The sequence below is a fragment of the Dokdonia genika genome, assembly GCF_042652845.1.
Classification (GTDB): domain Bacteria; phylum Bacteroidota; class Bacteroidia; order Flavobacteriales; family Flavobacteriaceae; genus Dokdonia; species Dokdonia donghaensis.
This window is the reverse complement of sequence record NZ_JBHSHB010000016.1, coordinates 95,423-112,663: the sequence shown is the minus strand read 5'-3', so window position 1 is coordinate 112,663 and position 17,241 is coordinate 95,423. Positions and strand designations below refer to the sequence as shown.

Below are 17,241 nucleotides of genomic sequence, written 5' to 3'. Positions count from 1 at the left end.
AAACTCACATTGTAAATTGTGACGAATTTAAATCATATCGCTTGAAAAAGAATCGCATAACCCTCATAATTGGATTACTATTATTTGTACAAATGCTCGTTGTACGACTACTAGCTTTATATCCACAAGCTGTAGAGCAGTGGTACAGTAATGGGATATATCCTGTGATTTCAAAAGGTTTTAGATATGCTTTTGGGTGGTTACCGTTTTCCTTTGGAGATATTATGTATGCGGTTTTAATCGTGCTTGCGGTACGTGAGATTGTAATCTTGGTAAGAAATAGATTTAAGACCATCAAGTCGTTCTTACTACGGACCCTTGCGATGCTTTCTATTGTATATTTTGCCTTTCACCTGCTTTGGGGGATGAATTATTACCGCTTACCACTACACAAATCCTTGTCAATAGATAATGAGTACACCACCCAAGAGCTTGTGTCACTTACAGAAAAACTTCTTTATAATAGTAATAGATTACACTCGGCACTTGCTGTAAATGATAGTGCGGTGGTTGATTACGCTTTCGCGAAAGCGGAAATATTTAATCAAACCCTCAACGGCTATGAAACTTTACAACAGAAGTTTCCTTCCTTGCAATACCCTCCTAAAAGTATAAAAAACTCATTATTGCGATATCCATTATCTGTTATGGGATATAGTGGTTATCTCAACCCCATCACAAATGAGGCGCAAATAAATGGGATGGTACCCGCTCACAGGTGGCCTGTTATATCTTGTCACGAGCAAGCCCACCAGCTAGGGTTTGCCAAAGAAAATGAGGCAAACTTTATGGCAGTTATGGCTACGCTTAATAATGAGGACATACATTTTCAATACTCGGGAAGTATTTTTGCACTTAGGTATTGCTTAAATGATGTGTACCGCCGAGATAAAGAGCTAGGTAATTTATTAAAAAGTAAGGTGCATCCTGGAATACTTGCACAGTATCAACTCTCCAGAGACTTTTGGGATGAGATGGATAACCCGCTTGAGCCCTTATTTGATCTCTTTTATAGTAACTACCTTAAGGCAAATAACCAGCCGGGTGGTTTAGAAAGCTACAGTTATATGGTTGCATTACTGGTGAACTATGACAAGCAGTTTCCAGAGACTTTTTGATGTTAAAAGTCTCTTAAATATTTATTAAACCTTAACCCTTGCTTAACAAGGTAGTTATCTTTAAGAACTAAATAATTTACAATCTAAATATGTTCTTTAAAAAATTACTTGTCTTAGGGCTGGTAACTTGTTCATTTACAATGTATGCGCAAGATTACTTTCCGGCAAATGCTGGAGTTAAGTCCAAAAATGAAAACTTTACGGTGTTTACAAACGCCACAATACACAGCACACCAAGCGAAACTATTAAGAAAGGTACCCTAGTGGTACAAAATGGTAGAGTGGTCTCTGTAGGTAAGTCATCTAAGTACCCGGCAAATGCTGTTGTGGTAGACCTAGATGGTAAGCACATCTATCCATCTTTTGTAGATATCTATACAAACTTTGGTATTGCAAAGCCTAAGAGGGCTGGAGGTTCTGGTCGTGCTTCTCAATATGATAACTCGAGAGAGGGAGGATACTGGAATGATCATATTCTCTCAGAGCAAAATGGCTATGACGACTTTGAGTATGATAAAAAGAAGGCTACCGAATATATAAACGCAGGTTTTGGTGTAGTAGCAACCTTACAACACGATGGTATCGCTCGTGGTACGGGAGCACTTATAGCTCTTAACAATGATGGTAATACGGCAAACCGAGTGATGGAGGAGCGTCTTGCACAATATTTTTCTTTTGACAAGAGCGTTACTTCTCGACAAGCATACCCTTCTTCAAAAATGGGAGCTACAGCCTTACTACGTCAAGTACAACACGACTTAGACTGGTATGAGAAAGGAAATGTAGATACAAAGGATATGTCTCTTGAAGCGCTTACGCGAAATAAAACCTTACCGCAATTTTTTGAAGGTGACGGGCTTTATGACGACTTACGTATAGATAAACTAGGAGATCAATTTGGGATAGACTACGTAATTGTTGCAGGAGGTGACGAGTATAAGCGTATAGGTGAGGTGCAAGCAATGAATCGTAAAATGATCTTGCCACTTAAATTTCCAGATGCCTATGATATGGAAGATCCATATGCAGCCGAATATGTAGCGCTGTCTGATATGAAGCACTGGAATCAAGCACCTACAAACCCTAAAGCATTACAAGATGCTGGAGTGACATTTGCACTTACTACATTTAAGCATAAATCACCAAAGGATTTTAAAAAGCACCTTATGAAGGCGATTACGTATGGTCTTTCAAAAGAGCGTGCGCTAGAAGCACTTACTACGATACCAGCGCAAATGGTAGGTAAGAGCGGTGAGATAGGTGTTCTTAAAAATGGAGCGTGGGCAAACTTTATGATTACTTCTGGAGAGGTGTTTGAAAAAGACACAAAATTATTTGAGCACTGGATTCAGGGTAATAAAAATGTCGTTAAGGATATGACTACAGTAAACATAGATGGCAACTATGCAATTAACCTTAACGGTGCTACTTACAATCTAGAAGTAAAAAACTCAACCGAAAAGGCAAAAGCGACTCTTAAAAAGGGAGGAGAAGAAGTAAAGAGCGAGTTTGCTTATAAACAAGACTGGGCTACAGTTACTTTTAAAGAAGCCGAAGGTAAGTTTATAAGACTTGTTGCTAGAGCAGATGTAAATGGTCTTAATGGTAAAGCAATTCTTGCAGATGGAACAGAAAAGAACTTTACCTCTAGAAAGACAGCTTTAGAGGCAAGTGAAGCTAAGGATGATAAAAAAGGTGGTGATAAAGCTTTGGGTGTTATGCCACTTACATATCCTAATATGGCTTTTGGTTATGAGACACGTCCTAAGCAACAAGATATTTTAATCACAAACGCAACAGTCTGGACTAATGAGGCAGAGGGTATTCTTGAGAATGCAGATGTCTTAATCAAAGATGGAAAAATAAGTGCAGTTGGAAAAAATCTATCAGCGCGAGGAGCTATGGTTGTAGATGGTACAGGTAAGCACGTTACTTCTGGTATTATAGATGAGCACTCACATATTGCTGCTTTTGCAATAAACGAGTCTGGTCATAACTCTACAGCAGAGGTTCGTATGAGTGATGTGGTTAATCCAGATGATTCTGATATTTATCGTAACCTAGCTGGTGGAGTAACGGCCATCCAGTTACTACACGGATCTGCAAACCCAATAGGTGGACAGAGCGCAGTGATGAAGCTTAAGTGGGGAGCACCTATAGATGAAATGGTAATTAAGGACAAGAAGTTTATCAAATTTGCCTTAGGTGAAAACGTAAAACAAGCAAACTGGAATAGCTACTCAAGATTTCCTCAAACGAGAATGGGAGTAGAGCAGGTATTTGTAGACTACTTTACAAGAGGTAAAGAATATGAAGCAAAGAAGAATAGTGGACAACCGTATCGTGTAGATGAGGAAATGGAAACTATAGTTGACATTCTTAATATGGAGCGTCTCATCTCTTGTCACTCATATGTACAGAGCGAGATCAATATGACAATGAAGGTGGCAGAGCAGTTTGGTTTTAATGTAAACACCTTTACACACATACTAGAAGGTTATAAGGTTGCAGATAAAATGGCAAAGCACGGCGTAGGAGGATCTACCTTCTCAGACTGGTGGGCTTATAAATATGAGGTAAATGATGCGATTCCTTATAATGCTGCTATTATGCACAGAGCAGGAGTTACAGTAGCCATTAACTCAGATGATGGAGAGATGTCGAGACGTCTTAATCAAGAAGCTGCAAAAATCTATAAGTACGGAGGTATTGAAGAAGAGGACGCTTGGAAAATGGTCACATTAAATCCAGCAAAGCTTTTACATATGGATGATCGTGCAGGAAGTCTAAAACCTGGTAAGGATGGAGATGTCGTTATATGGTCAGATCACCCACTTAGTATAAAAGCTAGAGCAGAAAAAACTATAATAGAAGGAAAAGTATTCTTTGATATAGAAAAGGATAAGGAACTACGCGCAACGGTACAAAAAGAAAAAGCACAACTTACTGCAATGATGCTTGCAGAAAAGAACAAAGGCTTAAAAACACAGCCGGCAAGAAAGAAAGAAAAACAACGTATGCATTGTGATACAGAACAAACAATTTACTAAGATGAAAACACTACAACAATTACTAGTAGCCGTTGTTTTCCTTTTAGGAGCAACAACAAATGCACAACAAACACCTGCACCAGCTCAAGCAACTGCTTATACAATAACGGGAGCAACAGCACACGTAGGTGATGGGACCGTAATAGATAATGCCACTATCGTTTTTGAAAATGGTAAAATATCTACAATTCAAAGTGGTGGTAGCGCCACAAAGGGAACAGTGATAAATGCCACAGGTAAACACGTATACCCTGGTTTTATAGCAACAAATACAACGCTAGGCCTTGTAGAGGTAGGCGCAGTAAGACAATCTAATGATGATGATGAGATAGGAGAGATGATCCCACACGTACGTGGTATCATTGCTTATAATGCAGAGTCTAAGGTTGTAGAGTCTATGCGTCCTAACGGAGTACTTATGGCACAAATTAGACCTGTAGGAGGGACCATCTCTGGAGCCTCTTCTGTAGTGCAGCTAGATGCTTGGAACTGGGAAGATGCAGCTTATAAAACAGATGAAGGTATCTTTATGGACTGGCCTCGTACAATGCGTCGAGGTAGATGGTGGCTAGGTGAAGAGCCTGGTTATAAGCCTAACAAGTCGTATAAAGAGGATATAAATAAGATTAAAGTGTTTTTTAACAACTCAAGAGCTTACAGTAAAGCTAAGGGAACTAAAAACTTACCTTTTGATGCGATGAAGAATGTCTTTAACGGCACACAAAAAGTATATATAAGTGCAAATGACCAAAAGCAAATTCTTGATGTGATAGCATTTGCCAAAGAGATGCAACTTACTAATGTAGTGCTTGTAGGAGGATACCAATCTTATAAAGTAGCAGAAGAACTAGCTAAGGCAAACATACCTGTGATACTACAACGTGTACAAGGACTACCATCTATGGAAGATCACGATTATGACCTACCTTATAAATTACCAAAGTTACTTACAGATGCAGGTGTGACTGTAGCTTTAGGCTATGATGCAGAGTACTGGCAAGTGCGTAACCTGCCATTTTATGCAGGTCAAGTAACACAATTTGGGTTAAGCGATGAAGACGCGCTTAAAATGATTACTTTAAATCCTGCTAAGATTATGGGGATAGCTTCTACAACTGGTACGCTAGCGCCTGGTAAAGATGCTACACTTTTTATAAGTGATGGCAATGCGTTAGATATGAGAGGTAACAATCTATCTAGAGCCTTTATACAAGGTCGTGATATTAGTTTAGAATCACACCAGACTAAGCTTGCAAAACGATATGCAGAGAAGTATGGTCAGAATGAATAATTAATTACCTTCACAATCCAACCAAAGAAAAATGCCGGGCAATTGCTCGGCATTTTTTATTGTATTATATGGTATGGCAACCCGCGCCAGAAATCCGGCTGGAGTAGCTGTCTACTTGGAGACCGTTTTCTTGATACAAGGCTACACTCTTAGCTAGATATGAGTCTATGTGCGCTTTCGCGAAAGCGAGACAAAACATACTAGGCCCGCTACCAGATATGCCAAAGGCAATGCATTGGTTCTCCTTAGAAATAGTGCGTATCTCATCAAAATGCGGAATCAATTGCTTGCGGTGGGGCTCTACAAGCATATCTTGTATACTCTCTGAAAAAAGTTCTTTATCCCATTCATATAGTGAAGCGACAAAACCGGCTAGATGTTGCGATTGCTTAATGGCATCTGCAAGAGGTACCGTTTTGGGTAAAATCTCCCTTGCTTCTTTGGTTTTTATGGTAATATGCGGGTGTAGTATACCTACGTATACCTTTTCCAAAGGTGGGAGCGCTATAATTTTAAGAGGAGAGTAGCCGGTAACTAGCGTTGTGCCTCCATAAATACAAGGAGCCACATTATCTGCGTGTTCATTACCACTTGCAAGTGCTTCACCCTTCATTGCATAGCGAGTGAGTTCAAGATTAGATAATGGCTCATCAAGTAATTGATTGATACCGTAAACGGCACCAGCCGCGCTTGCACTGCTACTGCCTATACCAGAACCACATCGTATTTTTTTATGAATCTCTATTTCAACTCCAAAGTCATCGTTAATGCCTTCTAGCATTGCATTACCTGCCACGCCGGCAACATTATTATGCGCCTCCATAGGTAAATCGTCACCTGTAATTTCTGTAATCGTTACTCCGCGACCTTCGGTTTTTCTAAAAACCATCTCATCACCTATGCCCTCAAGGGCAAAGCCTAGCGAATCAAAACCGCAGTTTACGTTTGCAACAGTTGCGGGGCAAAAAATACGTACTTCATCACGAGTTTTAGCGCTTTCTTTATGTGTTTGTTGAGACATATTAAAATTATCTAAGTCTTATGATATCGCTGAAGAGTCCGCTGGCGGTAACGTCACCACCTGCACCTGCACCTTTTACAATAAGCGGTTGCTCTGGATAACGTGCTGTGTAAAAAAGCACAATATTATCTGACCCCTCGAGGTTGTAAAACGGACTGTCTGAACCTACAGACTGTAAGCCTACGCTTGCTTTACCATTATCTAGCTGGGCTACATACTTAAGGCGCTTGCCATCTGCTGTAGCATCGGCAACTAGTTTTTCAAAGTGTGCTGCATCTTCTTTAAGGGTTTCAAAGAAGTGAGGAACGTCTGTGCTTTCGAGATTGTTTTTGGTTAAAAAAGGTGTGTTTACAATATCTTCTAGCTCTAGCTCAAGACCGCTTTCTCTAGCTAGTATAAGAATTTTACGTGCCACATCTACACCACTTAAGTCTATGCGTGGGTCTGGCTCTGTATATCCTTCTTCTTTGGCCTGTTGTACCACATCATAAAAGCTACCACCACTTTTAAAGTTGTTAAAAACAAAGTTTAAGCTTCCCGAGAGTACGGCCTGCACCTTAGTAATTCTATCACCAGAGGCAATAAGGTTTTGCAAGGTGTCTATTATAGGCAGTCCTGCGCCCACATTAGTCTCAAATTTAAACGGAGCGTTGTACTTGCGGCTAAGCCTTTTTAGATTTGCATAATACTCTTGCTTACCTGCGGCGGCTATTTTGTTACAAGCAACTACGGCAATGCTATTTCTTAAGTATTCCTCATATGCCATTGCCACAGGTTCATTTGCGGTGATGTCTACAAAAACTGAGTTGCGCTGGTTGAGGTTTATTACGCTTTCGCGAAAGCGTAAAATATCTGCTTTTTCTCCTCCATCTAGTTGTGCCTCCCAGTTATTGAGATCTATAGGGTCTTGCGATACGAGCATCTTGCGACTGTTAGAAAGTCCCAGTACTCTTATGTTGAGGTTGAGGTGCTCTTTAAGATATTGCTTTTGATTGTTAATTTGCTCAAGAAGCTTTGCACCTACGTTACCTACACCTGTTACAAATAGGTTTATTTGCTTACGGTTACCTTCAAAGAATACTTCGTGCAAGCTGTTAAGCGCTTTCTTTACATCCTTCTCGGCAATTACTGCCGAGATATTCTTCTCACTCGCTCCTTGTGCAATGGCGCGTATATTTACGTTGTTTTTACCAAGTGTGGAGAACATTTTACCAGATATCCCTTGATGACTTTTCATAGATTCTCCTACGAGTGCGATTATTGCAAGAGAAGTCTCAACAATCACCGGGTCAATCTTACGTAGCGATAGCTCGTAAGCAAACTCTGTTTCTATTGCTGTTTTTGCACGCAAGGCATCTGCCTCCATTACTCCTATACATATACTATGTTCGCTAGAAGCCTGTGTAATTAATATTACATTAATCTGCTGTAAAGAAAGTACTTCAAAAAGGCGTTTTGAAATTCCAGAAATACCCACCATTCCTGCGCCTTCTAGCGTGAGTAGTGCAACATCACTTATATGAGAGATTCCCTTAATAGGGTTTCCATTACTTCCTTCTTGCTCGCCTATACGAGTTCCAGCTTCATCTGGAGCCATTGTATTTTTTATGTAAATAGGGATATTTTTACTAAGCGCAGGCACAATAGTAGGAGGGTAGAGCACCTTTGCTCCAAAATGCGATAACTCCATCGCCTCGTGATATGATATGTCACGTATAGGTTTTGCCTGTTTTACCAGCTTTGGATTTGCCGAAAACATACCGCTTACATCTGTCCAGATTTCTAGTTGCTCTACATCTAGGGCTGCTGCTATAATTGCTGCTGTAAAGTCTGATCCTCCACGACCTAGTGTACTTGTATCACCTGCCTCTGTACGTGCGATAAATCCGCCTAGAACGGTGATTTTTGCTTTCTTTTCAGCAAAATATGTGGTGATGTTTTGGTTTGTAATCTCATAAAGAACCCCAGCCTTTGTATGGTTTGCATCTGTTATAATAAGTTCTCTACTATCTTTAAGACTTGCATCTATACTTTTATGTTTAAACGCAGCAGCTATGATGTAACTGCTTGTAAGTTCTCCATAGGCAGCTAGTTTATCTAAGGTTTTTGGAGAGAGTTCATTTATAAGATAGATACCTTTAAGTAAGTCCTCTAGGTGTGACATTTGTAAAGTAATCGCTTTGAGAATCTCTTGGTCACCACCAGTGAGTGTATCTGTAAAAGATATATGCTTTTGAGAGATTTCTTTAAGAATATCTTTGTAGCTCTCTTCTTTTTTTGCTGCTAGTGCTCCAGCCCTTAGTAACAAATCTGTTACACCACCTAGGGCAGACACGACTACGGCTACAGGACTTTGAGCTGCCTGGTTTGCCACGATGGCAATTGTTTTTTCTATGTTTTCTACACTTCCTACAGAAGTGCCTCCAAATTTTAATACACGCATATACAAATGCTTTGTCATTTTTACCTGAGTAAAAACTAATGAATAAATCTAATTTGTGTGTGTGAAGAGTGTCCCGCGACTACGGAAACTAAATGAACGATATATATACAGAATACCCCATAGGGGTAATTGTACCTATAGTAATAGAGGTAGTATAAAAAGTAGTTATGTTTTGTGCTTCGATCATCTTGTCTGTGATGAAGTAAATGTATTACTTTTACCTAAACAGGCAATGCAGAGAATTTAGTTTTACGGATATCATAAATAACCATAAACAATCCTTGCTTTATTGTAAATGTGATAATTTCTATAAAGTTTTCTCTCTTATTTAATGATAGAACATAGATCTTATCATTATTTTGATAATACACTTACTTATACTAATGACTGTGAGCAAAGAAGCTCATTAACACCTATACTTATGAAGATTTTTAGTTCTAAACAACTATACGAAGCAGACAAAGTAACAATAGAGAAGGAGGGTATACCATCTTATAACTTAATGGAGCGTGCCGGAGGTTATGTATATGAGTGGATGCATAAACGATTGCAAGGACAGCCAGTACCTATAAAAGTATTTTGTGGTATAGGAAATAATGGTGGTGATGCCTTAGTTATAGCAAGGTTACTACTTAAAAATGGCTATAACGTAGATACATACATTGTAGATTGTAACGATAAGCGATCTACAGATTTTTTAAAGGCATATGAAGCTCTTAAAAATGAAGTAAAAAAATGGCCTGAGATAATTAAGGGAGTAGAAAACTTCCCAGAGATAAGTCCGCAAGATATTGTGGTAGATGGAATTTTTGGAATAGGACTTAATAGATGTCCAGAAGATTGGGTAAAAGCACTCTTTGTAAAGATTAATGAGTCTAAAGCCTACACTTTATCTATAGATATACCCTCAGGAATGTATACAGACAGAGGCTTAGAGAAGGATGATATTGTTGTACACTCCACCTTTGTATTGAGTTTTATGTCTCCTAAGCTTGCTTTCTTTTTACCAGAAACAGGGAAGTATATAAATATGTGGGATACTATTGATATAGGTCTGGACCCTGAGTATCTAGCAACCACACCTACAGATGTACAGCTCATAAGCAAACCCGAAATACAGCAAATGTATAAAGGTCGCTCACAGTATACTCATAAAGGGATGTTTGGGCATAGTTTAATTATAGGAGGAAGCTTTGGTAAAATGGGAGCAGTACAGCTTGCCAGTAAGGCTGCACTAAGAGCTGGAAGTGGCCTTGTAACTGCCTATGTACCACAAATAGGGGTGCCTATCTTACAAACAGCATTGCCAGAAGTAATGGTTGAAACGGATAACTTTAATGGGAAAGTTTTTGAAGAGATAGATTTTCAGACAGAGGCAAATGCTATTGCTATAGGTCCAGGTATGGGGACAGATGAGAAAACTGTTGCCGCGATGGAGTCGTTTTTAAAATCACAAAAAGCACCACTAGTTATTGATGCAGATGCTATAAACATAATAGCAAAGCGACCTGCACTTATGAAGCAAGTACCTGCATTATCTATACTCACGCCTCATCCAGGAGAATTAGAGAGGCTAGTAGGGAAGTGGGATGACAACTTTGATAAGCTAGAAAAAACAGCAAAATTTGCAAAAAATCATAATGTTATCATAGTTATAAAAGGAGCACATACTATTACAGTGTATGATATGCAGCTTTATATTAATACTACAGGTAATCCAGGTCTATCTACAGCAGGAACAGGAGATGTGCTTACAGGAGTCATTACGGGACATCTAGCACAAGGATACCACCCTATGGAGGCAGCGATGATGGGAGTTTACTTTCACGGTCTAGCAGCAGATGTTGCCGTAAATCAATACGGTATAGAAGGACTTATAGCAGGTGATGTAACAGAGTTTTTGGGAAGAGCAGTAATGAGTCTTTTTGAAAAACCAGAACAAGAAGGAATACAGGCACCACCGCAACAGTAGGATATACATCATAAAATAATAAAAGGGATAGCGCACTAGCGCTATCCCTTTTATTATTAAAAGCATACCTACTTTACATTACTCAACAGTAATAGGAAAAGTAACTTGAATATCTGTTTCACCACCAGCAGCACTTAACGTTCCATCGTTAGGCTTAGTAGGCTCGTGACGTAGGGTAACTGTAAGTGAACCTGTACCAGCAGTTGCTCCAGTAGTAAGTGTTATTACAGTACCAAGTGCGTTGTTATCACTATCAAAGTTACCGTATGTAATCGCTGCATCTACTCCAGAGCTCGGTGTATAAAACACTTGGTGCTCATCTGCCTCTTCTTCTACCTCTTCTGTAATATCATCGGCAGGGCTTTCTGTTTCGTTAAGAAACTCTACAGTACCGTTATAAACAGTACTTACATCTAAGTTGCCAGATACAGTAATTGTAGGTGCGTTAGGACCATCTCCATCAAGATCTTGTGATGTAAGAACGATTGTTTCTGCGCCAGACTGTAGTGTAAGATTTAAGGTTGTTATTACCTCTTCTTCATTGATTATTTCTGGAATATCTCCATCATCATCACTAGAACAAGCTGCAAGGCTAACGGCAGTAAGGGCGATAAGTGTGTAATTTCTAAAATTTTTCATTGTTTGTGTGTTATTACGCTTTCGCGAAAACGTGATTCTAATAATTAATTTTAAGTTGTAATAAAACATTTCTACCTAGATCGTCTGCAAAATAGCGCTGGCGATTTAAGTACTCCCTATAAGAGGTGTCAAATAGATTGTTTACCATAAGGCCTACATTAAGATTGCTCTTGTCATTTATTGCAAAATCAATAGAGCTTCTAAAGTTGAGAAGATGATACGCATCGGGAGGTGTGCTTATATCTACTATCTCTGTTGTGTTAGTCTCAGGTAGAAAAACGTCAAAGTTTGTGTCTGGAAATTCATTTTGACGAAATACATAGTTACTCTCAAGTGACAGCTTTAAGTTATTTACAGACGGCATTGTATACGTAACACTGTTACGCGTACTCGCCGAAGGCACATTAATTAAAGCATTATCAAAGGTTACATCCTTTCCTTTTACCAGTGAAAACTGGTTAGAAAATTCAAAACGATCTGTTACTTGAACGTTGTTATCTATGTCAAAACCTAACAGTCTAGCTTGTGTCTGTCTATACTCCCATACAGGAAAACTACCTCTTAAGGTTTGCTGTACGCCTGTAGGCTCTATAAGGATAAAATCCTCAATAAAGTTTGCAAACGGAGCAATAGTAAAACTCCAAGTGTCTGTAGATCTTGTAAAATTTAATGAAATTTTATTTGCGACTTCCTGATTAAAACTTAGGTCACCTAGCTCGAGACGGGCAGCACTCTGGTGTAATCCATCAGAAAATAATTCTGATACATTAGGCGAGCGCGATGCTAGTGCGTAGTTTAAGGAAACCGTAGTCGCATCATTTACCTCATAAGAGGCTCCTGCTGTTGCTGAGAAATTATGATATTCAAATTCTGGTTTTACAAATATTTGATTTTCAAATTCTTCAACTACAAACTGAGCAAAGTTTACATCATATTCCCTGGCTTCCCAGAGGCTAGTGATGTAAAACTTTTCTGCATTGATGCGGTTGTAATCATATCTTGCACCTGCCTCTATAGTCCACTTTCCAAAGTCTTTAGAACCTAATGCATAGATACCAAAGTCATAACCTTGGTAATCTGGTATTAGTCTTCTTACTCCAGTAACGGGGTCGGGAAAGTGATCTTGATATCTTCCAGAAACACCCACCTTTGCGGTAATGGTATTATCTGCAGTGTAGTCAAAATCTATTTTTCCTCCTATAGTTTCAAGTTGTAGATCAATAGATGGTCTTAAGTCATCGCTGTCGCGACGTATATCAAACTCAAGTCTGTTATTGCGCTGGTAATCTACTTGAGCACTTAACTTCCCAAAGTTATCAAAGCGATAAAATGACTTTAGTTTTGCAATTTGATGTTTTACATCCTGTCTTGGAGCATTAATATCATACGTAAATGGCTCCACTACAAAGGGCTCTTGGCTGTTTATAGCAACCGATAGATCTGCAGCATTACCTACGTGCGATGAGCGTAAAATACCAGATTCTTTGTCAAAAATCGAGTAGCTAGCCTCTACGCCATAACGATATTTATTAACTCCTATACGTACAGAAAGGTCTCTCTCATACAGAGCTGTGTTACTTAGTACATAATCTGGCGCTTCAAAATCCCCAAAGCGTTTTAAAGTTCCATTTATGCCGCCATACCAGCCGTTATTATATGATTTTATCAAAGAAGTAGTCAGAGAACCTCCACGACCATTGGTCGCACCGGTAATAATTGTTCGTCCAAAAAGGGTATCCTTTACAGGTACCTGCTCTGGCTCTATGATAATGGTGCCTCCTATAGCATCACCACCATATTGCAATCCTGCCGCTCCTTTAATAACTGTGACTTCACCAGCTGCATTTACATCTATATTAGGTGCGTGTTCTACACCCCATTCTTGATCTTGCAATCTCGTACCCTCTGTAATAAGTACTACTCTACTAGAGTGTAGACCTTGTATTACAGGTTTTACAACAGAGTTACCCGTGTTTAAAGAGGTAACACCACTTAGGTTTTTAAGCGCATCACCTAGTGATGCTGCGCTATTATTTTCTAAGAGGTTGTGGTCTACCACACTCTCTGTCGCTGTACGGCTTTTACTTTTATGAGCGTGTGCAACAATCTCTACATCGCCTAGAGACTCTAGGTGATGCTCCATATTAATAGTACGAGTTGTATTACCGCTTACAGTTACTTTTACAAGCTGTGTCTCACACGCAGGATGAGATACCTGTAATGTATACTGGTCCTCACAAAGATCTGTAATCACATATTTTCCTTGAGCATCTGTTGTCACAGATCGCTCAGAACCTACTATAATAATGGTCGCTTCTTGAAGCACTTCATTATCGTGTAAATCTATAATGTATCCAGATAAAGTGTACGAGCACTCTTGTGCTGTAGCTGTAATGCTCAGCAAGGCAATGCTAAGCCATAAATAAAATTTCATAAAAATTGTTTTGGTAATTATTGAATGTTATTCAATGCTTAACAAAACGGTGGTCCACGGTCTGAAGATGTTATGACTGTGGTTGTATATGATGTACTTAACTGTGCATCATTACTTTTTTTAATTAAAATTGTGGTTGTTTGGTACGCTTTCGCGAAAGCGTAAACTCCTTCCTTTACAATATGAAGATCTCCTAGATCACAATCTAGCTTCTTCTCGTGTACGTGAGTTTTATTACCAAATGAACAGGTATCGTAATGTGTGTGGTTTTCTGTACTGTGTATGAAAGAGACAAGCGCAGGTAATAGAAAGGCAAGCATTATAAGAAATGCAGCTGCGCGTTGTAAATTATGTAGTCTCTGTTCTTTCAAAATCTATTTTGTAAATATAAAGCCTAATCCCATTCTAGAAACCATTTTTATGGCAAATGCCTTAAAGAATGTGTACTGACCGAATAACCAACCAAATATCACTAATAACACTTGATATATTGGGAAAATTAACAAGATTCTAACAGGCCAATAAATCCACCCACTAGTGAGATTTTTATCTAAGCCTATAATTTCCATTAAAGGGTTAGATAACCTACCTGCTGTTGAGCCAGTTACGGCAAAGGCAAGAAAAATTGCAATAAGCTCCCATCTATAACTAACGCCCCATCTGTCATATAATTTTGTAAATAACCACAGGGTAAATTTAATGATAAGGTAGGTGAGTAGGAGTGTACCGAGCGAGAGAAGCACTAGATAGGTAATAGAAGTTGCTTCTAAAAATTTTGAAATAATAGCTTTCGAAAGTAAGAAAGCCGATATGAAACTGGCAATCAATCCCAGTATAACGTGAATAAATTGCCAGCTTTTTGTGATTTCCCAGCGCGTTTTAAAGTTTTCCATAGCGCTGCAAAAATACGATTATCGTAGTTTCTGGTTGTTACGTTGTTGAAAATATTCAAACCAGTTATATAACAAGTAGTTTACTTCATAACCGTAGTCTATACCACGCTGGTAATCTATTTGTTGTATGTAAAGGTTAGGGTCATACTGCGTTGTATTTACTACGCGATTATTATATTCATTTACAAAAATTACATTTCTATTCTCAAGCCAGAACTGCTCATAATAACCTCTAGGGGGTTGTGTGACTAGCCACTGATTAAATCCAGGTTCTATAATTATAATCTCGTATTCAAGACTATCATTTGCGATGCGTACCGTGTCAGACATAGCCTCTGAGCTATTTGTAATGTCTTGTTTTTTTGAGGTGCTGGCGCATCCTATAATGACCGCTGTGAGTAGTAGTGTGTAACATAGTTTTTTCATAATACTAAAATTAATGGTTTTACAAATAATTTCTGTAGCAATTAATAAGGTATTAACGATAGCTTGATAATTGTACATTGTAAATTTAGAATGCGGCATTCATTAATAGTATCACCATTGAGTGAACGTAGCCTTACACTTAGGGAACAAAAAAAAGGATGCCTACGTAGGCATCCTTTTACTATCTTAAATGGTGTAATAATCTTATTTTCCAAAAAGACCACCTAGTAGGCCTCCTATACCACCTTTTTCTTTATTACTTCCTAATACCATACCAGCTACATCGTCAAGGATGCTACCGTCCCCGTCTGAGTCTAGTAGTGTTGTAATAAGGCTTTGGTTTTCTTGTGGTTGCCCTCCTAGCATACTTCCTAAAAGTGCATTCATACCACTACCATCGCTTACATTATTTTGCTGTGTTTGTTTTCCTAACACACCCATAAGTACTGGAGCAGCAACTTTAAGAATTTGTGCGATAGAACCAGCATCTACACCCGTTTTACTACTTAGTGCGTTTTCTACTTGTGGCTGGTTACCACCTAGTAAGTGTCCTAAAATACCTGCACCATCTTGTAATACGTCATCACTAGGTCCTCCATTACCCATAAGATCTCCTAGTTGGTCAAGAATACCACCACTATGTTTTCCACTTAAAGCTCCCATTAATCCAGCAGCACCTTCTGGGGTTTGTACATTTTTTTTCATTGCACCCATAAGTACTGGCAAAGCCATACTTAATACGTTTGCAGTATCTCCTTCAGATTGTCCAGCTTTTGCGCTAGCTCCTTGGATGAGCGTTTTTCCTATTGGTCCATTAAGTAGATCTAGTAATCCTGACATATTATTTTAGTTTTAATTGTGAGTTTTCAATTTACGAATTAATTTAAGCGGTTTGACAAACAGCCATAAAAAAACCATCCAAAAGGATGGTTTGCTTGTTTTTATCGATAAAAAGCAATTTAATTCAATTTAGAAATCAAATGTTTAATGTCGTTGCATTATTTTAAAATACTCATAATCTGTTCTGCTAGCTCTGTACCTATGCGATCTTGAGCTCCACCAGTTGCCGCCCCTATGTGTGGTGTAAGGCTTACTTTAGGATTCATAAGTACTTGTACGGCTGGAGTAGGTTCGTTCTCAAAAACGTCAAGACCTGCAAATGATAATTTACCACTGTCTAAAGCTGCGATAAGAGCTACTTCATCAATAACTCCACCACGAGCTGCATTTACAATTGCTGCACCATCTTTCATAAGCTCAAACTCTGGTTTACCTATTACGTAGTCCTTTTGTGCAGGTACGTGAAGGGTCACAAAATCTGCAGATTTTAATAACTCTTCTTTAGATATAGATTGTATTGTAAAAGAAACCGACTGTCCATCAAAGAATGGAACTTCAACAGTAGCCTCTTCTGTAAATGGGTCGTGAAAGATTACTTTCATCCCTACACCAAGAGCAATTTTTGCAGTTTCTTGACCTATACGTCCAAAACCGATAACACCAAGTGTTTTACCACGTAGCTCGGTTCCTTTCGCGTAAGCTTTCTTTAAACCTTTAAATTTTGTATCACCATCTAGAGGCATATTTCGGTTTGAGTCAAACAGAAAACGTACACCATTGTAAAGGTGAGCAAAAACAAGCTCTGCAACAGATGCCGAAGAAGCTGCTGGTGTATTAATCACGTGAAGTCCTTTATCACGTGCATATTGTACATCAATGTTATCCATACCTACCCCACCACGGCCTATAACTTTTATAGAAGGGCAAGCGTCTATTAACTCTTTACGCACTGTGGTTGCACTGCGCACAAGTATAACATCTATCTCATTTGTGTTAATATAGTTCTCAAGTTGATCTTGAGCTACGTTTGTAGTAATTACTTCAAAGCCTCCTGCTGTAAGCGCGTCAACTCCTGTTTGTGATATTCCGTCGTTTGCTAATACTTTCATAGTAT

13 protein-coding genes are annotated in these 17,241 nt (G+C 38.9%); 4 read left to right on the top strand and 9 right to left on the bottom strand.

The window, feature by feature from the left end; translation table 11 throughout:
- Positions 1 to 41 precede the first annotated feature (41 nt).
- The 3 genes from ACFO5T_RS10165 to ACFO5T_RS10155 all read left to right on the top strand — a co-directional run bounded on the left by ACFO5T_RS10165 (position 42) and on the right by ACFO5T_RS10155 (position 5,459).
- Entirely contained in the window at positions 42 to 1,118 is a 1,077-nt protein-coding gene (locus ACFO5T_RS10165; RefSeq protein ID WP_380034101.1) for a DUF3810 domain-containing protein, read from the top strand.
- A gap of 89 nt (positions 1,119 to 1,207) precedes the next feature.
- Positions 1,208 to 4,168, top strand: coding sequence for an amidohydrolase family protein (locus ACFO5T_RS10160; protein WP_380034099.1), 2,961 nt, complete (start codon positions 1,208 to 1,210; stop codon positions 4,166 to 4,168).
- Position 4,169: 1 nt separating this feature from the next.
- Positions 4,170 to 5,459 carry an amidohydrolase family protein gene (locus tag ACFO5T_RS10155; protein ID WP_298348599.1) on the top strand — a complete coding sequence of 430 codons (1,290 nt, stop codon included), beginning with the start codon at positions 4,170 to 4,172 and terminating at the stop codon, positions 5,457 to 5,459.
- Positions 5,460 to 5,523: 64 nt separating this feature from the next.
- Here the strand turns inward: ACFO5T_RS10155 and ACFO5T_RS10150 are convergent, their stop codons facing one another.
- Positions 5,524 to 6,480 carry a homoserine kinase gene (locus ACFO5T_RS10150; protein ID WP_380034096.1) on the bottom strand — a complete coding sequence of 319 codons (957 nt, stop codon included), beginning with the start codon at positions 6,478 to 6,480 and terminating at the stop codon, positions 5,524 to 5,526.
- Positions 6,481 to 6,487: 7 nt separating this feature from the next.
- On the bottom strand, positions 6,488 to 8,923 hold the full coding sequence (gene thrA / locus ACFO5T_RS10145) for a bifunctional aspartate kinase/homoserine dehydrogenase I (protein WP_380034094.1): 2,436 nt from the start codon (positions 8,921 to 8,923) through the stop codon (positions 6,488 to 6,490).
- Between the two features lie 331 nt (positions 8,924 to 9,254).
- On the opposite strand from thrA, the gene ACFO5T_RS10140 reads away from it, so the two are divergent.
- Positions 9,255 to 10,895 carry an NAD(P)H-hydrate dehydratase gene (locus ACFO5T_RS10140; RefSeq protein WP_380034092.1) on the top strand — a complete coding sequence of 547 codons (1,641 nt, stop codon included), beginning with the start codon at positions 9,255 to 9,257 and terminating at the stop codon, positions 10,893 to 10,895.
- A gap of 78 nt (positions 10,896 to 10,973) precedes the next feature.
- Here ACFO5T_RS10140 and ACFO5T_RS10135 read toward each other — a convergent pair whose 3' ends face one another.
- The 7 genes from ACFO5T_RS10135 to ACFO5T_RS10105 form a co-directional block, all read right to left on the bottom strand.
- Entirely contained in the window at positions 10,974 to 11,534 is a 561-nt protein-coding gene (locus ACFO5T_RS10135) for a type 1 periplasmic binding fold superfamily protein (protein ID WP_380034090.1), read from the bottom strand.
- Positions 11,535 to 11,571: 37 nt separating this feature from the next.
- The gene (locus tag ACFO5T_RS10130; RefSeq protein WP_380034088.1) at positions 11,572 to 13,968 is read right to left on the bottom strand and encodes a TonB-dependent receptor; all 2,397 of its coding nucleotides are present in this window, start codon (positions 13,966 to 13,968) and stop codon (positions 11,572 to 11,574) included.
- A gap of 38 nt (positions 13,969 to 14,006) precedes the next feature.
- Entirely contained in the window at positions 14,007 to 14,339 is a 333-nt protein-coding gene (locus ACFO5T_RS10125) for a hypothetical protein (protein WP_380034086.1), read from the bottom strand.
- A 3-nt stretch (positions 14,340 to 14,342) separates the two neighbouring features.
- Positions 14,343 to 14,861 carry a DUF6787 family protein gene (locus ACFO5T_RS10120; protein ID WP_380034084.1) on the bottom strand — a complete coding sequence of 173 codons (519 nt, stop codon included), beginning with the start codon at positions 14,859 to 14,861 and terminating at the stop codon, positions 14,343 to 14,345.
- 18 nt (positions 14,862 to 14,879) lie between these two features.
- The gene (locus tag ACFO5T_RS10115; protein WP_038596968.1) at positions 14,880 to 15,287 is read right to left on the bottom strand and encodes a DUF6146 family protein; all 408 of its coding nucleotides are present in this window, start codon (positions 15,285 to 15,287) and stop codon (positions 14,880 to 14,882) included.
- Between the two features lie 204 nt (positions 15,288 to 15,491).
- A complete protein-coding gene (locus tag ACFO5T_RS10110) occupies positions 15,492 to 16,127 on the bottom strand; it encodes a DUF937 domain-containing protein (protein WP_021778848.1) in 636 nt (211 codons plus the stop codon).
- Between the two features lie 158 nt (positions 16,128 to 16,285).
- The gene (locus ACFO5T_RS10105) at positions 16,286 to 17,236 is read right to left on the bottom strand and encodes a D-2-hydroxyacid dehydrogenase (protein ID WP_021778849.1); all 951 of its coding nucleotides are present in this window, start codon (positions 17,234 to 17,236) and stop codon (positions 16,286 to 16,288) included.
- Positions 17,237 to 17,241: the final 5 nt, after the last annotated feature.